Genomic DNA, 18,324 nt, shown 5'->3' on the forward strand with positions numbered 1-18,324 from the left:
CGGTGTCCCCGTCGCCGATGTCATGGTGACGGCGTCAGGCTGACGGCGGGTCGCGCATGTAGTCGCGCACCAGGCGACGGGTGCGGTGGCCGGTCTGGGCCATGATCCCCCACTCGGGCGCGCCCCGGTCGGCCGCCGCGCGCACCAGGCCCCGTCGGAGCGAGTCGCCGGAGTAGCGCGTCGGGTCGAGGTCCGCGAGCACCGCGGCCCGCTTGACGACCAGCGCCACGGCTCGGTCGCTGAGACGTCGCGTGCCCACGTGGCCGTGGCGGTCGACCGGCCGGAACAACGCGCCCCGCGTCAGCCTCGCAGCGCTCACCCAGGTCCGCCATGCCGTCACCGCGCACAGTCCCGGTCGCGAGCCGAACGGCAGCACGACCGTGCGCTCGCCGACATGCACGCGCAACCCCCGCCGGGTCGGTTGCACGTCCGCCACATCGAGCGCGACCAGCTCTGAACGCCGCAGGCCACCGCCGAAGCCGAGCAGCAGCATGGCGCGGTCGCGCGACCCGGATCTGGTCGACGGCAACGCGTGCGACATCGCCTCCAGCTCGTCGACCGAGAGCGGTGAGGTGGGCCGGAAGCGGGCGCGCTGGTCGCGTTCGACCCGCAGCGCCGCGACCCGGACGTGGATGTCGTGGGTGGGGGGTTCGAACGAGGCGGCGCGGTGCACATCGGCGATGGCGAACACCCGGCGGCGGACGGTCGAGGCCTTGCGCGTCTCGGCCAGCTCGGCGACGTACGCGGCAACCGTCGCGGCCGTCGCCGGGAGCGCCCGTCGCCGGCGGCTGCGGCACCAGCGTTCGAAGTGCGACCAGTCGGCGCGGTAGGCACGGAGGCTGTTCGGCGACAGGGCGCGGCTGGTTGGTGAGGCGATGGGGCCACGGTACCCGTCACTTCCGATAACTCGCCCGACGTTGACCGCCGGGGGCGGCAGGCGGATGGTCGCGCCATGAGCAACCCGCCCCCGATCGTGGTCGACGCCGACGGGCACGTGTGCGAGCCCGCCGACCTCTGGGAGAAGAACCTGCCCCCTCACCTGCGTGACAACAGCATCCGCCTGCGCTGGAACGCCGACACGGGTTACGACGAGTGCTGGGTCGAGGACGGTATGGCGACCGACCGGGGGTTGGTGGGTCTCGGCAACGCCGGTCTGTCGTTCGCGGACTTCGGGCGGGGCATGCACTACGAGGAGATCAGCCCGGCCGGGTTCGACCCCCGCGAGCGTGTGAAGGTGCTCGACTCCGAGGGCATCGACCTCGCCGTCCTCTACCCCGGGCTGGGGCTGAAGCTCGGCGCGATCCGCGACGCGGAGCTGGCGGTCGCATCGTGTCGGGTCTACAACGACTGGATTGCCGGCTACGCGGCGACCGATCCGCGGCGGTTGGCGGGCGTGGGCGCGCTCCCGATGCAGGACCCGGGAGCCGCGGCCCGAGAGGCTCGCCGCATCGCCGGCGAGCTCGGGCTGCGGGGTGGCTTCTGCCGGCCCAACCCCTACGGCGGGCACGGGCTCCATGACCCCGTGTTCGACCCTGTCTACGACGCGCTCGAGGAGGCAGGCATCCCACTCGCGCTGCACGGCGCGGGCCTCACCGACATGCCCGGCGCCTCGAGGTACCTCGGGCGGCTGATGGCGCCTGGCACCCACCACGCGGTGGTGCTGTTCTTCGACCAGTACTTGACGCTGTCCAACCTGGTCTACGGCGGGGTGCTCGAGCGCCATCCGGGCCTGAAGGTGGCCGTGCTCGAGTGCGGCGGCGGCTGGATCGCCCACTGGATGGACCGTATGGACGAGTTCCTCGAGAGCTACGCGTGGGCAGCGGCGCCGCTGACGCTGGCACCGAGCGAGTACTTCGTGCGGCAGTGCTGGGTGTCGTTCGACCCCGGCGAGCACACCATGGGACTCCTCACCCCGGTGGTCGGCAGCGAGCGGTTCATCTGGGCCTCCGACTTCCCGCACAGTGACGCCAAGTACCCGGGCGTCGTCGACGAGCTGCGTGAGCACACGGCCGCGATGGACGACGACGCCAAGGCCAATCTCTACGGCACCAACGCCTTGCGCATGTACGGGTTGCGCTGATGTGGGACCTGCTCATCCGGGCCGGCAGCGTCGTCGACGGCACCGGCGCACCCCCGGTCACCACCGACGTCGCGGTACAGGACGGCCGCATCGCCGCAATCGGGCGTCTCAACGGCGAGGCGCGCGAGAGGCTTGACGCGGACGGGCTGACGGTGACGCCCGGCTTCATCGACATCCACACGCACTACGACGCGCAGCTGCACTGGGAGCCCACCGCGTCGCCGTCGTCGTGGCACGGCGTGACCACGGTGCTCATGGGCAACTGCGGGTTCACGCTCGCGCCGTCGAAACCCAAGGACCTCCCATGGCTGTCGCAGATGCTCAGCCGGGTCGAAGGGATGTCGCCGGACGCGCTGGCCGAGGCGGTGACGTTCCGCGGCGGTTCGTACGCCGAGTTCCTCGCTGGGCTCGACGGCCGCATCGGTGTCAACGCGGCCGGCAACGTCGGCCACTGCGCGGTGCGGCGCATGGTGATGGGTGACGAGGCGTCCGAGCGCGCCGCCGACGACGCGGAGATCGAGTCGATGGCGCGACTCGTTCGCGCCGCGCTGCACGATGGCGCCATCGGGTTCACGTCGTCGCAGCTCGACATCCACATGGCCCACGACGGCCGTCCGGTGCCATCCAACCTCGCGGCACCGGACGAGCTCATCGCCCTCGCCGGTGTGCTCGGCGACTTCGACCACGGGTCGATCGAGTTCATCCCTCGCACGTTCCTCGAGGGCTACTCCGACGACGACCGCGAGCTCATCCGGGCCATGGCGCGCGCCGCGAAGACGCCGGTGAACTTGAACACGCTGACCCGCATGTGGAACGCGCCGGATGGCTGGAAGCGAAGCCTCGAGTTCGCTCAGGAGGCGGCGGCCGAGGGCCTGGCGGTGCACCCCATGTTCGCGACCAACCGCCAGGGCGCCCACTTCTCGCTCGACAACACGTTTCTGTTCGACGAGATCCCGAGCTTTCGCGCCACGCTCACGTTGCCGGCGCCGCAGCGCGAGGAACGCCTACGCGACCCGGCGGTGCGCGAACAGATGCGCCGCGAGCTGGCCGATCCCACCGGCCGCTCCTTCGTGTTCGTCTGGGAGGTGTTGCGCGTCGAGCGGGTCTCGAACCCCGGTCACGAGTGGTGGGTCGGGCGGAGCGTGACGGAGGTGGCCCGGGAGATGGCGCTCGATCCCCTGGACTGCTTCCTCGACATCTCGCTCGCCGAGGGGCTGGCCACGCAGTTCGTCCTACAGGGCCCGCCCGACAGAAAGCGCACCGCCGCCACCGAGGAGCTCATCCGCAGCCCGATCGTGATGGCAGGCAGCAGCGACGCGGGCGCCCACCTGCTCTCGTTCTGCGGGGTGGACTTCACCACCCGGCTGCTCACCGAATGGGTGCCGGAAACGCTCAGCTTCGAGGCCGCGGTCGCCCGGCTCACCGGCACGCCCGCACGCGTGCACGGGCTCGCGGGGCGCGGCGTCGTCGCCGAGGGTGCGGCGGCCGATCTGCTGGTGCTCGACCGCACCCGCCTCGCGGTGGGCGAGACGCGCTATGTGCGCGACTTCCCGGCCGCGAGTGGGCGCTACGTGGTCGACGCGGCCGGCTACGTCAAGGCGATCGTCAACGGCGAGGTGCTGCTGGAAGACGGCAAGCACACCGGCGCGCTGCCCGGCCACGTCGTACGCGGCCCTGCGTCGCGCGCCGTGGCACGCTAACCCTTCTTCGTCTCCCAGAAGATCTTGTCGATCCGGGCGACGAGATCGATCGTCTTCTGCGCGTCGGCGGTGTCGAGGGACTTCTTGGACGCGCCGGCTGCTTTCGTGGCGTCCCAGAAGAGAGTGTGGAGGTCGGGGTACTGCTCGAGGTGCTCGGGCTTGAAGTAGTCGGTCCAGAGCACCCAGAGGTGGTGCTTGAGCAGGTCGGCGCGCTGCTCCTTGATCATGACGGCCCGCTGCCGGAACGTGTCGTCCTTCGACTCGTGGTACTTCTCGATGATCGCCTTCACCGCGTCGGCCTCGATCCGGGCCTGGGCGGGGTCGTAGACGCCGCACGGCAGGTCGCAGTGCGCGTGCGCGGTCTCGGGCGCGCGTACCCGGTCGACGGCAACGAGGAGTCGGGCGAGAGCGGACATGCTTCTGCTCCTTCTGATCGACTTCAGCGGCATGGAAAGTTCAGCGACATGATGGGAACGCCATCGTTGGCGCAGACTACCCCCGGTGCCGGCGTTTCTCGTTCGGGTGGTCGTGGAGGGCGAGAGCATGTCGCCCGCCCTCATCCCCGGCGACCGGCTCCTCGTCGTGCGCACGCGCCGGGTGCGGCGCGGCGACGTGGTCGCGTTGCTCGACCCGCGCGAGCGCGATCGCACGATCGTGAAGCGCGTCGACCGCGTCGAGGGCGACGCGGTGACCGTGCTCGGCGACAACTCCGGCGCCAGCACTGACAGCCGGTGTTTCGGTCCCGTCGACCGGCGCGAGCTGCGGGGGCGCGCCATCTACCGCTACTGGCCGGAGAATCGCCGTGGGAGACTCACGCGGTGACACGCGACACCCGACACCCGCTCTTCACCGACGAGCACGAGGAGCTGCGCCGCTCGATCCGGGCCTTCGTCGAGAAGGAGCTCCGCCCGCACGCGGACGAATGGGAAAACGCGAAGGACTTCCCCGACAGCGTCTTTGCGCGGATGGGCGAGCTCGGCTTCCTCGGCCTGCACTTCGACGAGTCCGACGGCGGTTCCGGGGGCGACTACCTCACCATGCTCGTGCTCGCGGAGGAGATGGCGAGGTGCGGCTCGGGCGGCGTGAGCATGGCCGTGAGCGTGCAGTGCGAGTACGTCACCCCGCCGATCGCGCGGTTCGGCACGCCCGAGCAGAAGGCCCGCTGGCTGCGTCCCGCCATCGAGGGCCGCCGGATCGGCGCGCTGGGCATCACCGAGCCTGGCGCCGGGAGCGACGTCGCCGGCATCGCCACCAAGGCCATCCGCGACGGCGACGAGTACGTCGTCAACGGACGCAAGACCTTCATCACCAACGGCTGCCGCGCCGACTTCCTGCTGTTGGTCGCCAAGACCGACCCCACCCAGCGCCACGCAGGGATCTCGTTGCTCCTCGTCGACGCCGACACGCCCGGCTTCCACGTGACGCGCCGGCTCGACAAGGTCGGCATGCTGTCGAGCGACACAGCCGAGCTCGCGTTCGACGACATGCGCGTGCCTGTCGCCAACCTCCTCGGCGACGAGGGTGCTGGCTTCAACCAGATCATGTGGGAGCTGCAGGGCGAGCGCCTCTCTGCCGCCGCCGGCGCCTGTGCGGGCGCGCAGCACACGCTCGAAGCGACGATCGACTACGTGCAGCACCGGGAGGCGTTCGGGAAGCGCATCGCCGACTTCCAGTCGACCCGGCACAAGCTGGCCGAGATGCAGACGATGATCGACGCGGCCCGCGCGCTCACGTACGAGACGGCCTGGCGCGTGCAGCTGGGTGAGTATCCGGTGCGGGCCATCACGGAGGCGAAGCTCCTGGCCACCCGTGTCCACTTCCAGGTCGCCGACACGTGCCTGCAGCTCCACGGGGGGATGGGCTACATGATGGAGATGCCGGTGCAGCGGGCCTGGCGCGACAGCCGTCTGGCACGCATCGGAGCGGGGGCCGACGAGGTGATGCTCGACTACATCGCCAAGGGCATGGGCGTGTAGCGAGGTGTACGGGACAGGCCGACCCTGCCGATAGGCTGAGAGACGATGGACATCCCCGAGCTCGACCGGCTCCTCGACAACGCCTACACGGGCGACCTCGCCTCGCGCTCGATCGAGGAGATCCGGGCGATGCGCGCCGAGTCCCAGGCCGTCGAGACGGGTCTGTCCTACGTCCGTCGCCTGGCCCAGGGCCGGCTCGACATCGTCGCCGCCGATCTGCGGCGGCGCCGCGAGGGTGGCGACGCCCCCGACCTCCACAGCCTGGTCGAGCACCTGCCGGAGATCCTGGGCGAGCGCGTACACGCGCCCGGGGTGGGCCGGCTTCCGACGCTCATGGCGCCGCGTGACGATGAGGTGACGCGTCAGCTCACCTCCCGGCTCGACGCCATCGTCGATGCCAACACCCTCGGCGCCCTCGAGCAGCTCGACGACGACGAGGCCCTCGCGCTGACCAATCAACTGGCCGACCTGGAGAGGCAGGTGTCCGAGCGGCGGCAGGCCCTCTTCACCCGGATCGATGCACTGCAAGCTGAGCTCACGCGCCGGTACAAGACGGGTGAGGCCAGTGTGGAGTCGCTGCTGAAGTGACTGGCGTGCAACGCGACCGCCTCGTCCTGGTGGTGGACGACGACGAGACGGTCCGTCGGGTGGTGCGCCACGTCCTCGAGGTCGACCACTTCGACGTGGTGGAGGCCGCGTCGGGGCACGAGGCCCTCGAGGCGGTCGCGAGCAACCGCCCGGTGGTCATCGTGCTCGACGTCGTCATGCCTGGCCTCGACGGCATCGAGGTCTGCCGGCAGCTCGACCACGCGGAGGTCAAGGTGCTGATGCTGACCGCCCGGGGCGACGACGCCACGATCGAGGCGGCCAGCCTCGAAGCGGGAGCCGACGACTTCCTCGGCAAGCCGTTCTCGTCGATCGAGCTGCTCGATCACGTGGAGCGCCTGGTCCAGGGCTGACGCCGACGCGGCCCGCGCCTACGACGATCCGTTCGCAGGGAGCACCCGGCGCGCTAGCTACAGTTAGCCCTGTGACCGACGTCAAGGACCAGTTCGAGGCCCGCATGCACGACCTCGGCGAGTTCATCCGCGAGCAGCGGCGGGTGGCCCGGCTCTCGCTCCGCAAGCTCTCCGACATGGCGGGCATCAGCAACCCCTATCTGAGCCAGATCGAGCGCGGCCTGCGGAAGCCCTCGGCCGAGATCCTCCAGCAGATCGCCAAGGCGCTGCGCATCTCGGCCGAGACCCTCTACGTGCGGGCGGGCATCCTCGAGGAGCGCACCGGCGAGCACGACCTCGTGAACGAGATCCTCCGCGACCCCAGCATCACCGAGCCCCAGAAGCAGGCACTGATCCAGGTGTACCAGTCGTTCCAGCACGACAACGACGACGACTCCGTCGGTGCCAACCATGCCGCGCCGGCAACCGTAAGCGGGGCCGACGGGTAGGGTTGCGCCCCGCTGTGCGCACGCTGACCATCCTGTCGTTCCACACGTCACCGCTCGCCCAACCCGGCTCCGGCGACGGCGGGGGCATGAACGTTTACGTGCGCGAGCTCTCGGCTGCGCTCGCCCGCGCCGGGCTGTCGTGCGACGTCTACACCCGCGCCGCGCAGCCCGGTCTGGCCCCCGTCGTCGCGGTCGAACCAGGGTTCCGCGTCCACCACGTGGTCGCAGGCCCGACCGAGACGGTCGACAAGGACGACCTACCGGCGCTCGTCGACGACTTCACCGCCGGTGTGCGCGAGCGGATCCGTGCGAGCGAAGAGCCCGCGCTGATCCATGCCAACTACTGGCTCTCGGGTGTCGCGGGCCACGCGCTGAAGCACGAGCTGGAGCTTCCGCTCGTGTCGACGTTCCACACGCTCGCGCGTGTGAAGGCGGAGGACTTCGAGCACGAACCCGTCCGCCGGGCCCGCGCCGAGTCCGACGTGATCGGCTGCAGCGACGTGATCCTGGCATCCAACACCGAGGAGCGGGCGCAGCTCGAGCGTCTGTACGGCGCGGTGCGGGAGCGCATCGAGATCGTGCCACCCGGTGTCGACCACGCCTTCTTCTCGCCGGGCAACCGTGGCGGTGCACGCGCGGCCCTGGGCCTGGGTGCCTCCGAGCACCCGGTCCTGCTCTTCGTCGGCCGCATCCAACCCCTCAAGGGACTCGCGGTCGCGGTGCGCGCGCTGGCCGCGCTCGACGAGCAGCGCGCCATGCTGCTCGTGGTCGGAGGGCCCAGCGGGCCCGACGGCGCGGCGGAGCTCGAACGGGTGCGCGACCTCGTCGCCGAGCTGGGGCTCGCGTCGCGTGTGCGCTTCGTCGACCCGCAACCCCATCACCTGCTGTCGAGCTACTACCGGGCCGCCGACGTCTGCCTCGTGCCCAGCCGGTCCGAGTCCTTCGGTCTCGTCGCGCTCGAGGCGGCCGCGTGCGGCACCCCGGTGGTGGCCGCGGCCGTCGGTGGGCTGCGCACGCTCGTCGACCACGGTCACACGGGCTTTCTCGTCGAGGGCCCCGACCCCGACGGGTTCGCGGCGTACGTGCGCGAGGTGATCGACAACCCGCGTCTCGCCGACGAGCTCGGCGTCAACGCGGCGGCGCGTGCCGGGCGTTACCGGTGGTCGATCACGGCCGCTCGCCTGAGGCGTCTGTATGCCGACCTTGCGGCGCGCACGCTGGTCGAGTGCCGTTAGGCGGTGCGCGCGACGATCGCGCCGCTGCGCTCGCGGTCGTCGAGCGGTGGCTCGAGGCGCAGCGTCACGACAACCCCGTGCTGGCTGCGATCGACCGCGACCCCGAGGTCGACCGGTGGTACGTCCGCCTGCGGGGTGAAGAGCGTGACTTCGTCGCCGTCTGGCTGACGGTCGGCGACTACACGCTCGGGTACGAGGTGTACTTCATGCCCGCGCCGGAGGAGGAGCCCACTCCGCTGTACGAGTTCCTCTTGCGGCGGAACCAAAGGCTCTACGCCATGCGCTTCAGCATCGGGCCCGAGGATGCGGTGTACCTCACGGGACAGCTGCCGCTCGCCGCCATCGACGAGGCGGAGCTCGACCGGGTCGTGGGCTCGGCTTACGCCTACGTCGAGCAGTGGTTCCGGCCGGCCATGCGGCTCGGCTTCGGGGCGCGCTTCCGGGGCTGACCGCCGTTCCATGGTCTCTCATGCAGTTTCACTGGCGCGTTCCGGGAGCGCCGCGCTAGCATGACGGCTCGGGCCCGAGGGGCGGAACGGCGCGTTCGCTCGGGGAAGTGCGAGGGCGTTGTGAGGTTCCTCGGGCCCTTCAGCATCTGGAACGAGCGCTGCGGCTCGACGCGCGTGCCGCGAGCATCCTCCGCTTGCGGCCTGCGCCCGGCGATCATTAGGGTCGCGCCAGCTTCCCACCCTTCTCGTCCGCCCCGCCCAGGCCGTGCGGCGGACGGTCTCGTGCCTGTCATGAGAAAGACACCCCTCCTCTCCGCCCTCGTCTGCCTGCTGGTGTTCGCGCTGGTCGCACCCGCAGCCGGAGCGGCGTCGTCGAACCGGGCCAAGCGCGACGAAGTCCGGCGGCGCAGGGCGAAGCTGGCCTTGCAGCTCAACGCGGCGAAGGCGTCCGACAGGCAGCTCGCGCAAGCCGTCGCCGCGCTCGACGCGCAAGTGAATACGCAGAGCGCGGCGACCCAGGCCGCCGAGTCGGCCGCGGGCGCGGCCGACGTCGCGCTCACGCAGGCCGAGGCGCGGCTCGAGGCGACAACCGGCCGCATCAGCAAGCTTCGCGAACAGCTGGCACGGCGGGCGGTCAGCGCGTACATGCGGCCCGCCGGCGAGACCGTCATCGAGGTCCTCGACTCGCGCGATCTCGGCGAGGTGAGCCGGCGGGCGACGATGCTGCGTCGAGTTGCCAGCAACGACCGAGAGGTCCTCGACCAGCTGCACGCCGCCCAGCAGGACGAGACGACCCAACGCGAGACGATGACGCAGGCGCGCCAACTCGCGCAGGAGCGTCGCGGCGCGGCGCGGGCCCGACTCAACGAGCTCACCGACGCCCAGGTCCAGCAGCGCCGGGTACGGGCCAAGCTCGACGCGCGCATCCGCGATTACACGCAAGAGGCGAACGACGTCGCCGCGCTTGAGGGAGACCTCAGCGCCCGGATCCGAGCGGACGACGCGCGGCTCGCAGCCCAGCAATCGGGCGCGTCGGTCGGCGGGAGCGACAAGGTCTCGGGCGCGGGTCTCATCTGGCCCGTGCGCGGGCCGATCAACTCGGGGTTCGGGATGCGTTGGGGCCGCATGCACCAGGGCATCGACATCGGCGCCGGCACCGGCACGCCCATCCACGCGGCCAAGGCGGGAACGGTCACGTTCGCCGGCACGATGAGCGGCTACGGCAACGTCGTGGTGATCACGCACTCCGGTGGTCTCAGCACGCTCTACGCCCACCAGAGCCGTATCGCCGTCTCGGGTGGCGCGGTGAGCCAGGGACAGGTGATCGGCTACGTGGGCACCACCGGCCACTCGACCGGTCCGCACCTCCACTTCGAGACGCGCATCGACGGCACGCCGCAGAACCCCTTGAGGTACCTGCCCTAACCTTCGGGCATGAGCGTGCGGCTGGCCGTCTACGGCGGCGGCAGGATGGGCGAAGCGCTCGTGACCGGGTTGCTCGCGGCGCGGTGGGCCGGGCCCGACGAGCTGTGCGTGGTCGAGGTCGTCGCGGCGCGCCGTGACGAGCTGGAAAAGGCGCACCGCGGCGTGCAGGTGCGCGCCGACGGCATCCGGGCCGACGGCGCGGTGGTCGCGGTCAAGCCGGGTGACGTCGAGGGCGCATGCAGGTCCATCGGCGCAGCCGGTGCGGCGCGGGTGCTGTCCATCGCCGCCGGCGTGCCCCTCGCGCGGCTCGAGGGATGGTTGGGCGGCGGCGTCCCCGTCGTGCGGGCGATGCCCAACACGCCTGCCCTGGTGGGCGCGGGCGCGGCGGCCATCGCGGGCGGCGCATCCGTCACCGACGACGACCTCGCCTGGGCCGAGATGGTCCTGTCGTCGGTCGGCACGGTGCACCGGGTCGCGGAGCCGCTGCTCGATGCGGTCACCGGCCTGTCGGGCTCCGGGCCTGCATACGTGTTCCTCGTGGCCGAGGCGCTCATCGAGGCGGGCGTGCTCGCGGGGCTGCCGCGTCCCGTGAGCGAGGCCCTCACGACCCAGACGCTCCTCGGCGCGGCGCGGTTGCTGGCCGAGTCGAACGACGGTCCCGAGGCCCTGCGGGCGGCCGTCACCTCGCCCGGCGGCACCACCGCAGCCGGCCTGCGCACGCTCGAGGCGCGCGGCGTGCGCAGTGCGTTCATCGAGGCGGTCCAGGCCGCGACCGAGCGGTCACGCCAGCTCGGGGCGGACTGACTCCACTTTTCACATTCGCCACAGTGGCGTACAGTCCTCACAGGCGGAGAGGGGTGATTCCACTGTCCCAATCAGACGCACGGGCTCGTTTCATGACGGTGGCCGAGGTGGCCGAGCTCCTGCGGGTGTCGAGCATGACGGTGTACCGGTTGATCAAGGCCGGTGACCTCGCCGCGGTGCGCGTCGGGAAGTCCTTCCGGGTACGCGAGGACGACGTCGACCGCTACCTCGCCAGTCGCTACACGCAGGCGGGCTGACCCAACTCGCGGGATCGACGGGTAGCGTCGCCGCGCGATGCCGCGGCTCGACACTGTCTCCTTCCTCTCCGATTACGGCCTGGCCGACGAGTTCGTCGGTGTGGTCAAGGCGGTCATCCGCACCATCGCCCCCCACGCCGTCGTGATCGACATCACCCACGACATCCCGCCCCACGACACGCGCGCCGGTGGCCTCGCGCTCGCCCGCAGCGTCCAGTACCTGCCGTCGGGCGTGGTGCTCGCCGTCGTCGACCCGGGTGTGGGCACCGCCCGCCGCGCGGTTGCGGTCGAGGCCGGCCACGATCCGGCGTCGGTGTTCGTCGGTCCCGACAACGGGCTCCTGGCACCGGCCGTCGGCATGGCGGGTGGCGCGGGTCGGGCGGTATCGCTCACCAACGACGACTACCACCTGCCGTCCCCCGGTCCCACCTTTGCGGGCCGCGACGTGTTCGCCCCCGCGGCGGCCCACCTCTGCAACGGAGTCGACATCACTGCCCTCGGTGAGCTCATCGACCCCAACACCTTGCAGCCGGGCCTCCTCCCGCTCACGCGACACGAGGACGCCACCGTCGTGGGTGAGGTGCTCTGGGTCGACCGCTTCGGCAACGCGCAGCTGAACGTCGACCCCGACGAGGTCGCGGCGATGGGCGACGTCGTCACGTTGCACGCTGGCGAGCAGGTGCGCACGGCCGTGCGCGCCGCGGCGTTCGCCGAGCTCGACGCGGGTCAGGTCGGGCTCGTGGTCGACTCGTACGGTCTGCTCGCGCTCGCACTCGATCGGCGATCGGCCGCCGACGAGCTGCGACTGCACCCGGGCGACGCCGTCACACTTGAAGCCGCGAGATGAGGATGGTCACATGAGACCAGGGACGACGATCACGTTGGGGTTGCTGCTGCTGGGCATCTTCGTGGCGGCCATCGTGCAGTTCGTCGTGGCCGGCCGCTGACCGGCCCAACACCCGAGGAGCTGCCTCGAAGCAGCACTGCCTCGAGCAGCACTGCCTCAAAGAAGCATCGTGCAGAGGCGGCTGATCTCGTGCTCGAGCGAAGCCAGGCCTTCGAGCTTGGCGAGGCACACCGCGATGCCGGCCGCTTCTGCCGCGTCCTGCAGCTGAGGGTCGATGAACGCGGAGTACATGATCATGATCTGTGCGGGACGCGACTCGCGCACCCGGCGGGCGGTCTCGAGCCCGTCCATTCCCGGCATCTTGTAGTCGATGACCACCACGTCGGGATCGACCGTCTCGATCATCGCGATCGCCTCCTGCCCGCTGCCCGACGATCCCGCCACCTCGAAGCCGTCGAGGGCGAGCATCGACGTCAGCATGTTGCGCACCCGGCGCGTGTCGTCGACGACCATCACACGGATCGGAGGCGGCATTCGGCGAGGGTACCGGCCGGGTCAGATGGCCGCAGCCATGCGGTCACGGGTGAAGCGACGAGCGCCACCGGTGGCCAGCACGAGCGCGACGAGCCACACCAGCGCGCCTGCGCCGATGGCAAGGGGCAGGGTGACGAGCAGCAGGCCCGTGCTCTGGCCGACGGCGAGGAAGATCAGGGGAAGGATCACCGCACCACCGAGCTGGTTCGCCTCCTGGGTGCTCTTGGCCCGGGCGGAGACGCGCACCATCACACCGAGGCCGAGCGCGGCGACCGCGGGGGCGACCCATAGGATCATCACGAGCCACAGCCGGGTGGGGATGAAGATGCGATGCATCACCGGCCACGCGGTCGTGTTGACGACGACGGCGAAGAGCACGAACCCGACCCACGACACGAGCACCGCGGGCAGGAAGGCCCCGAGCACCTTCGCGTAGAAGAGGTCGCGCTCGGGGATCGGCAGGTGGAGGAGGCTCTCGAGCGTGCTGCGCTCCTTCTCGCCCGCGAAGGCGTCCGCGGCGAGGACGCTCGCCACCATCAACGGCACGATCAGGAACAGCGGCGCGAGCAGATAGCCGTTCACGAGCACGACGAGGCGCTGAGACTCGGGGAGGTCGAGAATCGGCCGCGCCACGCCCTTGGGCACCGAGCGGAGGATCCCGTCGACGTTGGGCGCAGCGTGGCTGCGCGCCGCCAGCCCGATGAGGAACGGGAGGAGCACGAGGAGCAGGCCCGGCACCAAGATCATGGGGATGAGGACGCCCTTCGACCTGCGTATCGCGGTCAGGTCCTTGACGACGACGGCCTGCATCGCCGGCCACCGCCGCCTCACGACCTCTCTCCGTCCTGCAGCGCGAAGTAGATCTCCTCGACCGTCGGCGGGCGCGGCACCGCGCCGTAGACGGGCACCTCGCGGCTCACGAGGCTGGCGACCAGGCTCGGTAGTGCGGCACGACCCTCGACGCAGACCGCCGCGCCCGCGGGCGACGTGTCCGCGCGGATGACACCGCGCGCGCCGCGCAGGATGGCGAGGGTGCGGTCGTCCGCGGGGCCGCCGAGGTCGAGGTCGACGTTGAGCCCGGACCACAGCTGGGCCGCGAGATCCTCGGGCCGTCCGTACGCCTGAAGCCGCCCCCGCTGCAGCACGGCCATGCGCTGGCACAGCCGGCCGGCCTCGGCGAGGAAGTGGGTGCAGAGGAGCACCGTGCGGCCCTGCTCGCGGGCGAGCGTCGCGATCAGGCTCACGACGTCGCGCGTCGCCTCGGGGTCGAGCCCGGAGGTGGGCTCGTCGAGGAACAGCACATCGGGCTCGTGCAAGAGGGCGCGCGCCAACGCCACGCGCTTGCGTTGCCCGGTCGAGAGACCCTGCGCCTTCTCGCCGGCGCGGCCGGCCATGTCGAAGCGTTCCAGCATGAGCCGCGCTTGCCGCTCGGCGTCGACGCGCGACATCCCGCGGATTCGGGCGGGGATCACGACGTTCTCGAGGAGCGTGAGGCGGTCGTCGAGGCCCGCCGTCTCGGTCAGCACACCGGTACGTCGTCGCACCGCGTCGCCGTCGGCGACGGGATCGAGGCCGAGCACGCGGCTCGTGCCGGCGTCGGGCCGCAGGACGCCGTTGAGCAATCGCACGGTGGTCGTCTTGCCCGCGCCGTTGGGACCGAGCAGCGCCACGACCTCACCCGGGGCGACCTCGAACGTCAGCTGGTCGACGGCCGGCCGGCTCGCGAACGAGCGCGTCAGCCCGCTGGTCTCGATCGCCGCGTGCGCCATCCCCACCAGTGTGCCCCGTCGCGACCGAGGCCCCGCTCGAAGGGGGCGAATGGACTTTCTTCCTCCACTCATCCCATGTCGGTACATTTGTGGACTTCCCCGGATCGAGGTGCCCATGAGCAGAGTCCGCAATGCCGCCCTGGCCGGCGCGCTCCTGGTGGGGGCCCTCCAAGGTGGCGTGCTCGCCGGCCGGCCGGCCGCGGCTGCGTCGGGCGGCCCGACCACCCCGACGAGCCCGGCCGCACGGCGGCAGAGCGTGCACATCGACCACGAGACGGCCAAGGCCGCGGCGCGGAGGTATGCCCGCTCCCTTCCCGGCCCACAATCCGGGCCCAGCCGCAGCCCGTCCGCAGTGTGCGTGGGCGCGAGCCCGATCAGCGACCCCGCGGGCGACGTGCCCGGCGGCCAGCTCGACGCCGTGTCCTACCAGCTCGCCTTCGACTGCGGTGCGCCGAACTGGACGTTCTCGGTCACCACGGCGGCCCCGTGGGCCGACAGCGCGCTCTACACGTTCGATTACTTCGCCGACGTCGACGGCGACCTCTCCAATAACTGCTTCGGGCTCGACCGCGATGTCTTCGGGTTCTGGGACGGCGGCCACCTAGTGGCGGTCGTGGGCGCCCTGACGCCGAGCTGCCAGTTCGTGCCGGTGGCCAGCGCAGTCATCAGCCGGCCCAACTCCACCCGCGTCGACATGGTCTTCTCGAACGCAGCACTGAGTGACCCCTCGTCGCTCACGTGGTACGGGGAGATCAGCGATTCGCCGTCCCTCGCGCCCGACGACTTCCCCGATAGTGGGGGCTGGATGGTCGACGGGCCGTGCCCGACGGCGTCGTCGAGCGACGGCACGTCCCGCTACTACGTCGCGGACGTCGACGCGGGCAAGGCCGGCGCCGCGCTGCGCAGAGCGGGCCTCCGCGACGTGAAGGCGCGCGGCGGCTCGATCTTGACGTTCGGCGGTGATCGCGGCAAGGCCGCCCGCGCGCTGGCCACGGTCGGGCAGCGGGCGACGATCGCGCCCGACTATGTGCGCGCGCCGGCCGACACGCCGAACGACCCGGGCTTCGCGTTTCAATGGAACTTCGGCACGTTCGCGGGGTCGAACGGTGTGAACGCGGAAGCCGCCTGGACGGGCACGCACGGCTCGTCCTCGATCAAGGTGGCGGTGCTCGACACGGGTGCCGACACGGCGCACCCGGAGCTGACCGGCAAGCTGGTCGACCCGTGGAACGTAGTCAGCGGCACCACCGACGTGACCGACTCACAGGGGCACGGGACCGCGGTCTCGGGTCTGATCGCCGGGGTCACCAACAACGCAAGCGGTCTGGCGTCGCTGGGCTGGGACACCCAGGTGATGCCGATCAAGGTCGGGAACGGGCTGTTCTTCGACTCCGACATCATCCTCGGGCTCGACCGGGCCATCGCCCACGGCGCCGACGTCGTCAACCTGAGCCTCGGCGGCGATTGCAACTCCGCGCCGTTCGCCGACGCGATCGAGCGCGTCCAGACGAGCGGCGCGTTGGTGGTGGCGGCGGCGGGCAACTCCTTCTCCAGTGGCAACCCGGTGTTCTACCCGGCCGCGGAGACCGGTGTCCTCGGCATCGGCGCCACCGGCCGCGACGGCGTGCACGCGCCCTACTCGGAGACCGGCGACTTCGTCGACCTGGTCGCCCCCGGCGGCACGGGTGACACGGCCGGCAACAACATCCCCGTCCTCGCGACCGGGGGCGGCACGACGACAAATGCGGGCACCAGCTTCTCCTCACCCACGGTCGCGGCCGCGGCGGCGCTCGTGCTGGCGGAGAACCCGTTGCTGTCGCCGTCGGAGGCGGGCGAGATCCTCGAACGCACCGCCCACGACCTCGGAACTGCTGGCTACGACACGACCTACGGCGCGGGCATCCTCGACGCGGGAGCCGCGGTCAACGCTGCGCTCACCACCGCGCCGCGCCAGGGCACCTATGTTCCGATGGACCCCGTACGCATCCTCGACACGCGCGACGCGAGCTTCGGTCACTTCCGCACACCGGTCGGCAACGACAGCGCGTTCCAGGTGCAGGTGGCCGGCGAGGGCACCGTGCCGGCGAAGGGCATCCTCGCCGTGGTGATGAACGTCACGGTCACCGAGCCGACGGCGAGCGGTTACGTCACGCTCTCACCGACGGGTCTCACCAAGGGCACCGTCTCGAACCTCAACTTCACCGCGGGCAAGACGGTGGCGAACCTCACGGTGGTGAAGCTCGGGATCGACGGCAAGGTCAACGTGTACAACCACTTCGGCTTCACCCATGTGATCGCCGACGTCGTGGGCTGGTTCTCCGACGGGTCCACCGCCGTCCCGGGCGCCCGCTTCAATCCGGTGCAGCCGGCGCGCATCTACGACACGCGCGACCCGGCCTTCAACCCGACGATGCAGCCGGTGCCTCAGTTCGGCACGATCAACGTGCCGGTCGCCGGCCAGGGTCCTGTCCCGCCCGTGGGCCAGGTCTCGGCCGTCGTGCTCAACGTCACCGCCGACCAGCCCAGCGCCAGCGGCTTCCTGACGCTCTATGCCAGCGACGCGACGAGAGGGTCCACGTCGAACCTCAACTTCACCGCCGGCCAGACCGTGCCCAACCTCGCGGTCGTCGAGGTGGGTGCCGACGGGAAGGTGACGGTGTACAACCACCTCGGCCACACGCACGTGATCCTCGACGTGGTGGGGTGGTTCGGTGTGGCGGGAGCGGGTCCGGCGACGGGCAAGCGGTTCCACGCGCTCCCGCCGACACGCATCTTCGACAGCCGCGATTCGAGCTTCAATCCGGGCACCCAGCCGATCGGCAACAACACTTCGATCGCGGTGGCCGTGACCGGTGTCGGCGGCGTGCCCCCGGTGAGCGAGGTGTCCGGTGTCGTGCTCAACGTCACCGTCGACCAGCCCAGCGCCGTCGGCTACCTCACGCTCTATCCCGACCTGACGACGAAACCGTTCGTGTCGAACCTCAACTTCGTGGCCGGCCAGACCGTTCCCAACCTGGCGATGGTGAAGGTCGGCGCCAACGGGAACGTGCGGGTGTACAACTACTCCGGTACCACCCACGTGATCCTCGACGCCGTGGGCTACTACACCAGCAGCTCGACGTAGACCGCGCGCGGCCCGGCTAGGGCTTGCGGTCGAGCGCGCGCAGCCGGTCCAACAGGAAGAGCAGGTGAGCGGACGGCTCGGGCGGGGGTGGCGGCGGTGGGTCCGGGGCCGCGACGGGTGCAGGCGCGGGCGCGGCGAGCGGCGCCGGCGCGGCGCGCGGGAGGGGCGCCCGCCGGTTCGACGGCCTCGGTGCGGGCGCCGGCCGCGGTGCCGACGCGGTCCCGCGTTGCATGAAGTCGACGGTCACGTAAATCATGCCGCCCGCTCCGTAGACCACGCCGACGCCCACGTAGTTGAAGGCGGGGTCGACCAGGTTTTGGTAGTGGGCCGGGCTGTTCTGGAACGCCTGCTGCAGGGCGTCGACGCTGCCCCCCTTGCCGACGTTCTCGCCCGCCTTTCTCCAGCCGCTCGGCAACTGGCTGGAGAGCGACGGGTTGTGCGAGATGGTCCCTGCCGCCGCCATCTTCGCCGACCACGAGCGGGCCACCGAGACCAGGGTGCCGTCGACGGCGAGCGGCGCGAGGCCCTTCGAGGAGCGCAGGGAGTTCGTGAGCGACAGGAAGCGGGCCTCGTCGGAGCCGGTGTCGGCGCGCGCCGTCGGCACCGCCATCACCATCGCCAACCCGGTGGCGACGAGCGTCGTCATCGCCCGTACGCGCTTCGACATCTCTCGACAG

At 71.0% G+C, this 18,324-nt stretch carries 20 protein-coding genes; 14 read left to right on the forward strand and 6 right to left on the reverse strand.

The window, feature by feature from the left end:
• Positions 1-34 precede the first annotated feature (34 nt).
• Positions 35-1,186 (reverse strand): integrase, encoded by a 1,152-nt coding sequence (locus tag E6G06_02475; GenBank protein TML93366.1) that lies wholly within the window; start codon positions 1,184-1,186, stop codon positions 35-37.
• On the opposite strand from E6G06_02475, the gene E6G06_02480 reads away from it, so the two are divergent.
• A complete protein-coding gene (locus E6G06_02480) occupies positions 953-2,080 on the forward strand; it encodes an amidohydrolase (protein ID TML93367.1) in 1,128 nt (375 codons plus the stop codon). The two genes, E6G06_02475 and E6G06_02480, sit on opposite strands and share 234 nt — an antisense overlap.
• Entirely contained in the window at positions 2,080-3,780 is a 1,701-nt protein-coding gene (locus tag E6G06_02485; GenBank protein TML93368.1) for a D-aminoacylase, read from the forward strand. The genes E6G06_02480 and E6G06_02485 overlap by 1 nt, the downstream gene beginning before the upstream one ends.
• Here the strand turns inward: E6G06_02485 and sodN are convergent.
• Positions 3,777-4,196 (reverse strand): superoxide dismutase, Ni, encoded by a 420-nt coding sequence (gene sodN, locus E6G06_02490; GenBank protein ID TML93369.1) that lies wholly within the window; start codon positions 4,194-4,196, stop codon positions 3,777-3,779. The genes E6G06_02485 and sodN overlap by 4 nt on opposite strands.
• A gap of 85 nt (positions 4,197-4,281) precedes the next feature.
• Here sodN and sodX point away from each other — a divergent pair, with 85 nt between their 5' ends.
• The 11 genes from sodX (at position 4,282) to E6G06_02545 (ending at position 12,220) form a co-directional block, all read left to right on the forward strand.
• On the forward strand, positions 4,282-4,602 hold the full coding sequence (gene sodX / locus E6G06_02495) for a nickel-type superoxide dismutase maturation protease (GenBank protein ID TML93370.1): 321 nt from the start codon (positions 4,282-4,284) through the stop codon (positions 4,600-4,602).
• Entirely contained in the window at positions 4,599-5,756 is a 1,158-nt protein-coding gene (locus tag E6G06_02500; protein ID TML93371.1) for an acyl-CoA dehydrogenase, read from the forward strand. The genes sodX and E6G06_02500 overlap by 4 nt, the downstream gene beginning before the upstream one ends.
• 45 nt (positions 5,757-5,801) lie before the next feature.
• Entirely contained in the window at positions 5,802-6,344 is a 543-nt protein-coding gene (locus tag E6G06_02505; protein ID TML93372.1) for a hypothetical protein, read from the forward strand.
• Entirely contained in the window at positions 6,341-6,715 is a 375-nt protein-coding gene (locus tag E6G06_02510) for a response regulator (protein ID TML93373.1), read from the forward strand. The genes E6G06_02505 and E6G06_02510 overlap by 4 nt, the downstream gene beginning before the upstream one ends.
• 104 nt (positions 6,716-6,819) lie before the next feature.
• Positions 6,820-7,203: a helix-turn-helix transcriptional regulator gene (locus tag E6G06_02515; GenBank protein ID TML93452.1), complete on the forward strand. Its 384-nt coding sequence runs from the start codon at positions 6,820-6,822 to the stop codon at positions 7,201-7,203.
• 86 nt (positions 7,204-7,289) lie between these two features.
• Positions 7,290-8,438: a glycosyltransferase gene (locus E6G06_02520; GenBank protein TML93453.1), complete on the forward strand. Its 1,149-nt coding sequence runs from the start codon at positions 7,290-7,292 to the stop codon at positions 8,436-8,438.
• On the forward strand, positions 8,363-8,887 hold the full coding sequence (locus E6G06_02525; protein ID TML93374.1) for a YbjN domain-containing protein: 525 nt from the start codon (positions 8,363-8,365) through the stop codon (positions 8,885-8,887). The genes E6G06_02520 and E6G06_02525 overlap by 76 nt, the downstream gene beginning before the upstream one ends.
• A gap of 291 nt (positions 8,888-9,178) precedes the next feature.
• Complete coding sequence (locus tag E6G06_02530; GenBank protein ID TML93375.1) at positions 9,179-10,312, forward strand: hypothetical protein; 1,134 nt, start codon at positions 9,179-9,181, stop codon at positions 10,310-10,312.
• Positions 10,313-10,321: 9 nt separating this feature from the next.
• Positions 10,322-11,116 carry a pyrroline-5-carboxylate reductase gene (gene proC / locus E6G06_02535; GenBank protein ID TML93376.1) on the forward strand — a complete coding sequence of 265 codons (795 nt, stop codon included), beginning with the start codon at positions 10,322-10,324 and terminating at the stop codon, positions 11,114-11,116.
• Between the two features lie 92 nt (positions 11,117-11,208).
• The gene (locus E6G06_02540; GenBank protein ID TML93377.1) at positions 11,209-11,373 is read left to right on the forward strand and encodes a helix-turn-helix domain-containing protein; all 165 of its coding nucleotides are present in this window, start codon (positions 11,209-11,211) and stop codon (positions 11,371-11,373) included.
• Positions 11,374-11,410: 37 nt separating this feature from the next.
• On the forward strand, positions 11,411-12,220 hold the full coding sequence (locus E6G06_02545) for an SAM-dependent chlorinase/fluorinase (protein ID TML93378.1): 810 nt from the start codon (positions 11,411-11,413) through the stop codon (positions 12,218-12,220).
• Between the two features lie 156 nt (positions 12,221-12,376).
• Here the strand turns inward: E6G06_02545 and E6G06_02550 are convergent, their stop codons facing one another.
• From E6G06_02550 to E6G06_02560, 3 genes are read right to left on the reverse strand one after another with little or no spacing between them, the layout of a single operon-like run.
• Complete coding sequence (locus tag E6G06_02550; protein TML93379.1) at positions 12,377-12,754, reverse strand: response regulator; 378 nt, start codon at positions 12,752-12,754, stop codon at positions 12,377-12,379.
• A 21-nt stretch (positions 12,755-12,775) separates the two neighbouring features.
• Positions 12,776-13,564 carry a hypothetical protein gene (locus E6G06_02555; GenBank protein ID TML93454.1) on the reverse strand — a complete coding sequence of 263 codons (789 nt, stop codon included), beginning with the start codon at positions 13,562-13,564 and terminating at the stop codon, positions 12,776-12,778.
• Between the two features lie 17 nt (positions 13,565-13,581).
• Positions 13,582-14,787 (reverse strand): ABC transporter ATP-binding protein, encoded by a 1,206-nt coding sequence (locus tag E6G06_02560; GenBank protein TML93380.1) that lies wholly within the window; start codon positions 14,785-14,787, stop codon positions 13,582-13,584.
• Between E6G06_02560 and E6G06_02565 the strand changes: the two genes are divergently transcribed.
• Complete coding sequence (locus E6G06_02565; GenBank protein ID TML93381.1) at positions 14,573-17,647, forward strand: hypothetical protein; 3,075 nt, start codon at positions 14,573-14,575, stop codon at positions 17,645-17,647. The genes E6G06_02560 and E6G06_02565 overlap by 215 nt on opposite strands.
• A gap of 16 nt (positions 17,648-17,663) precedes the next feature.
• On the opposite strand, the gene E6G06_02570 is transcribed toward E6G06_02565, so the two are convergent.
• The gene (locus tag E6G06_02570) at positions 17,664-18,314 is read right to left on the reverse strand and encodes a CAP domain-containing protein (protein TML93382.1); all 651 of its coding nucleotides are present in this window, start codon (positions 18,312-18,314) and stop codon (positions 17,664-17,666) included.
• Positions 18,315-18,324: the final 10 nt, after the last annotated feature.

The sequence above is a fragment of the Actinomycetota bacterium genome (assembly GCA_005888325.1).
GTDB lineage: Bacteria > Actinomycetota > Acidimicrobiia > Acidimicrobiales > AC-14 > AC-14.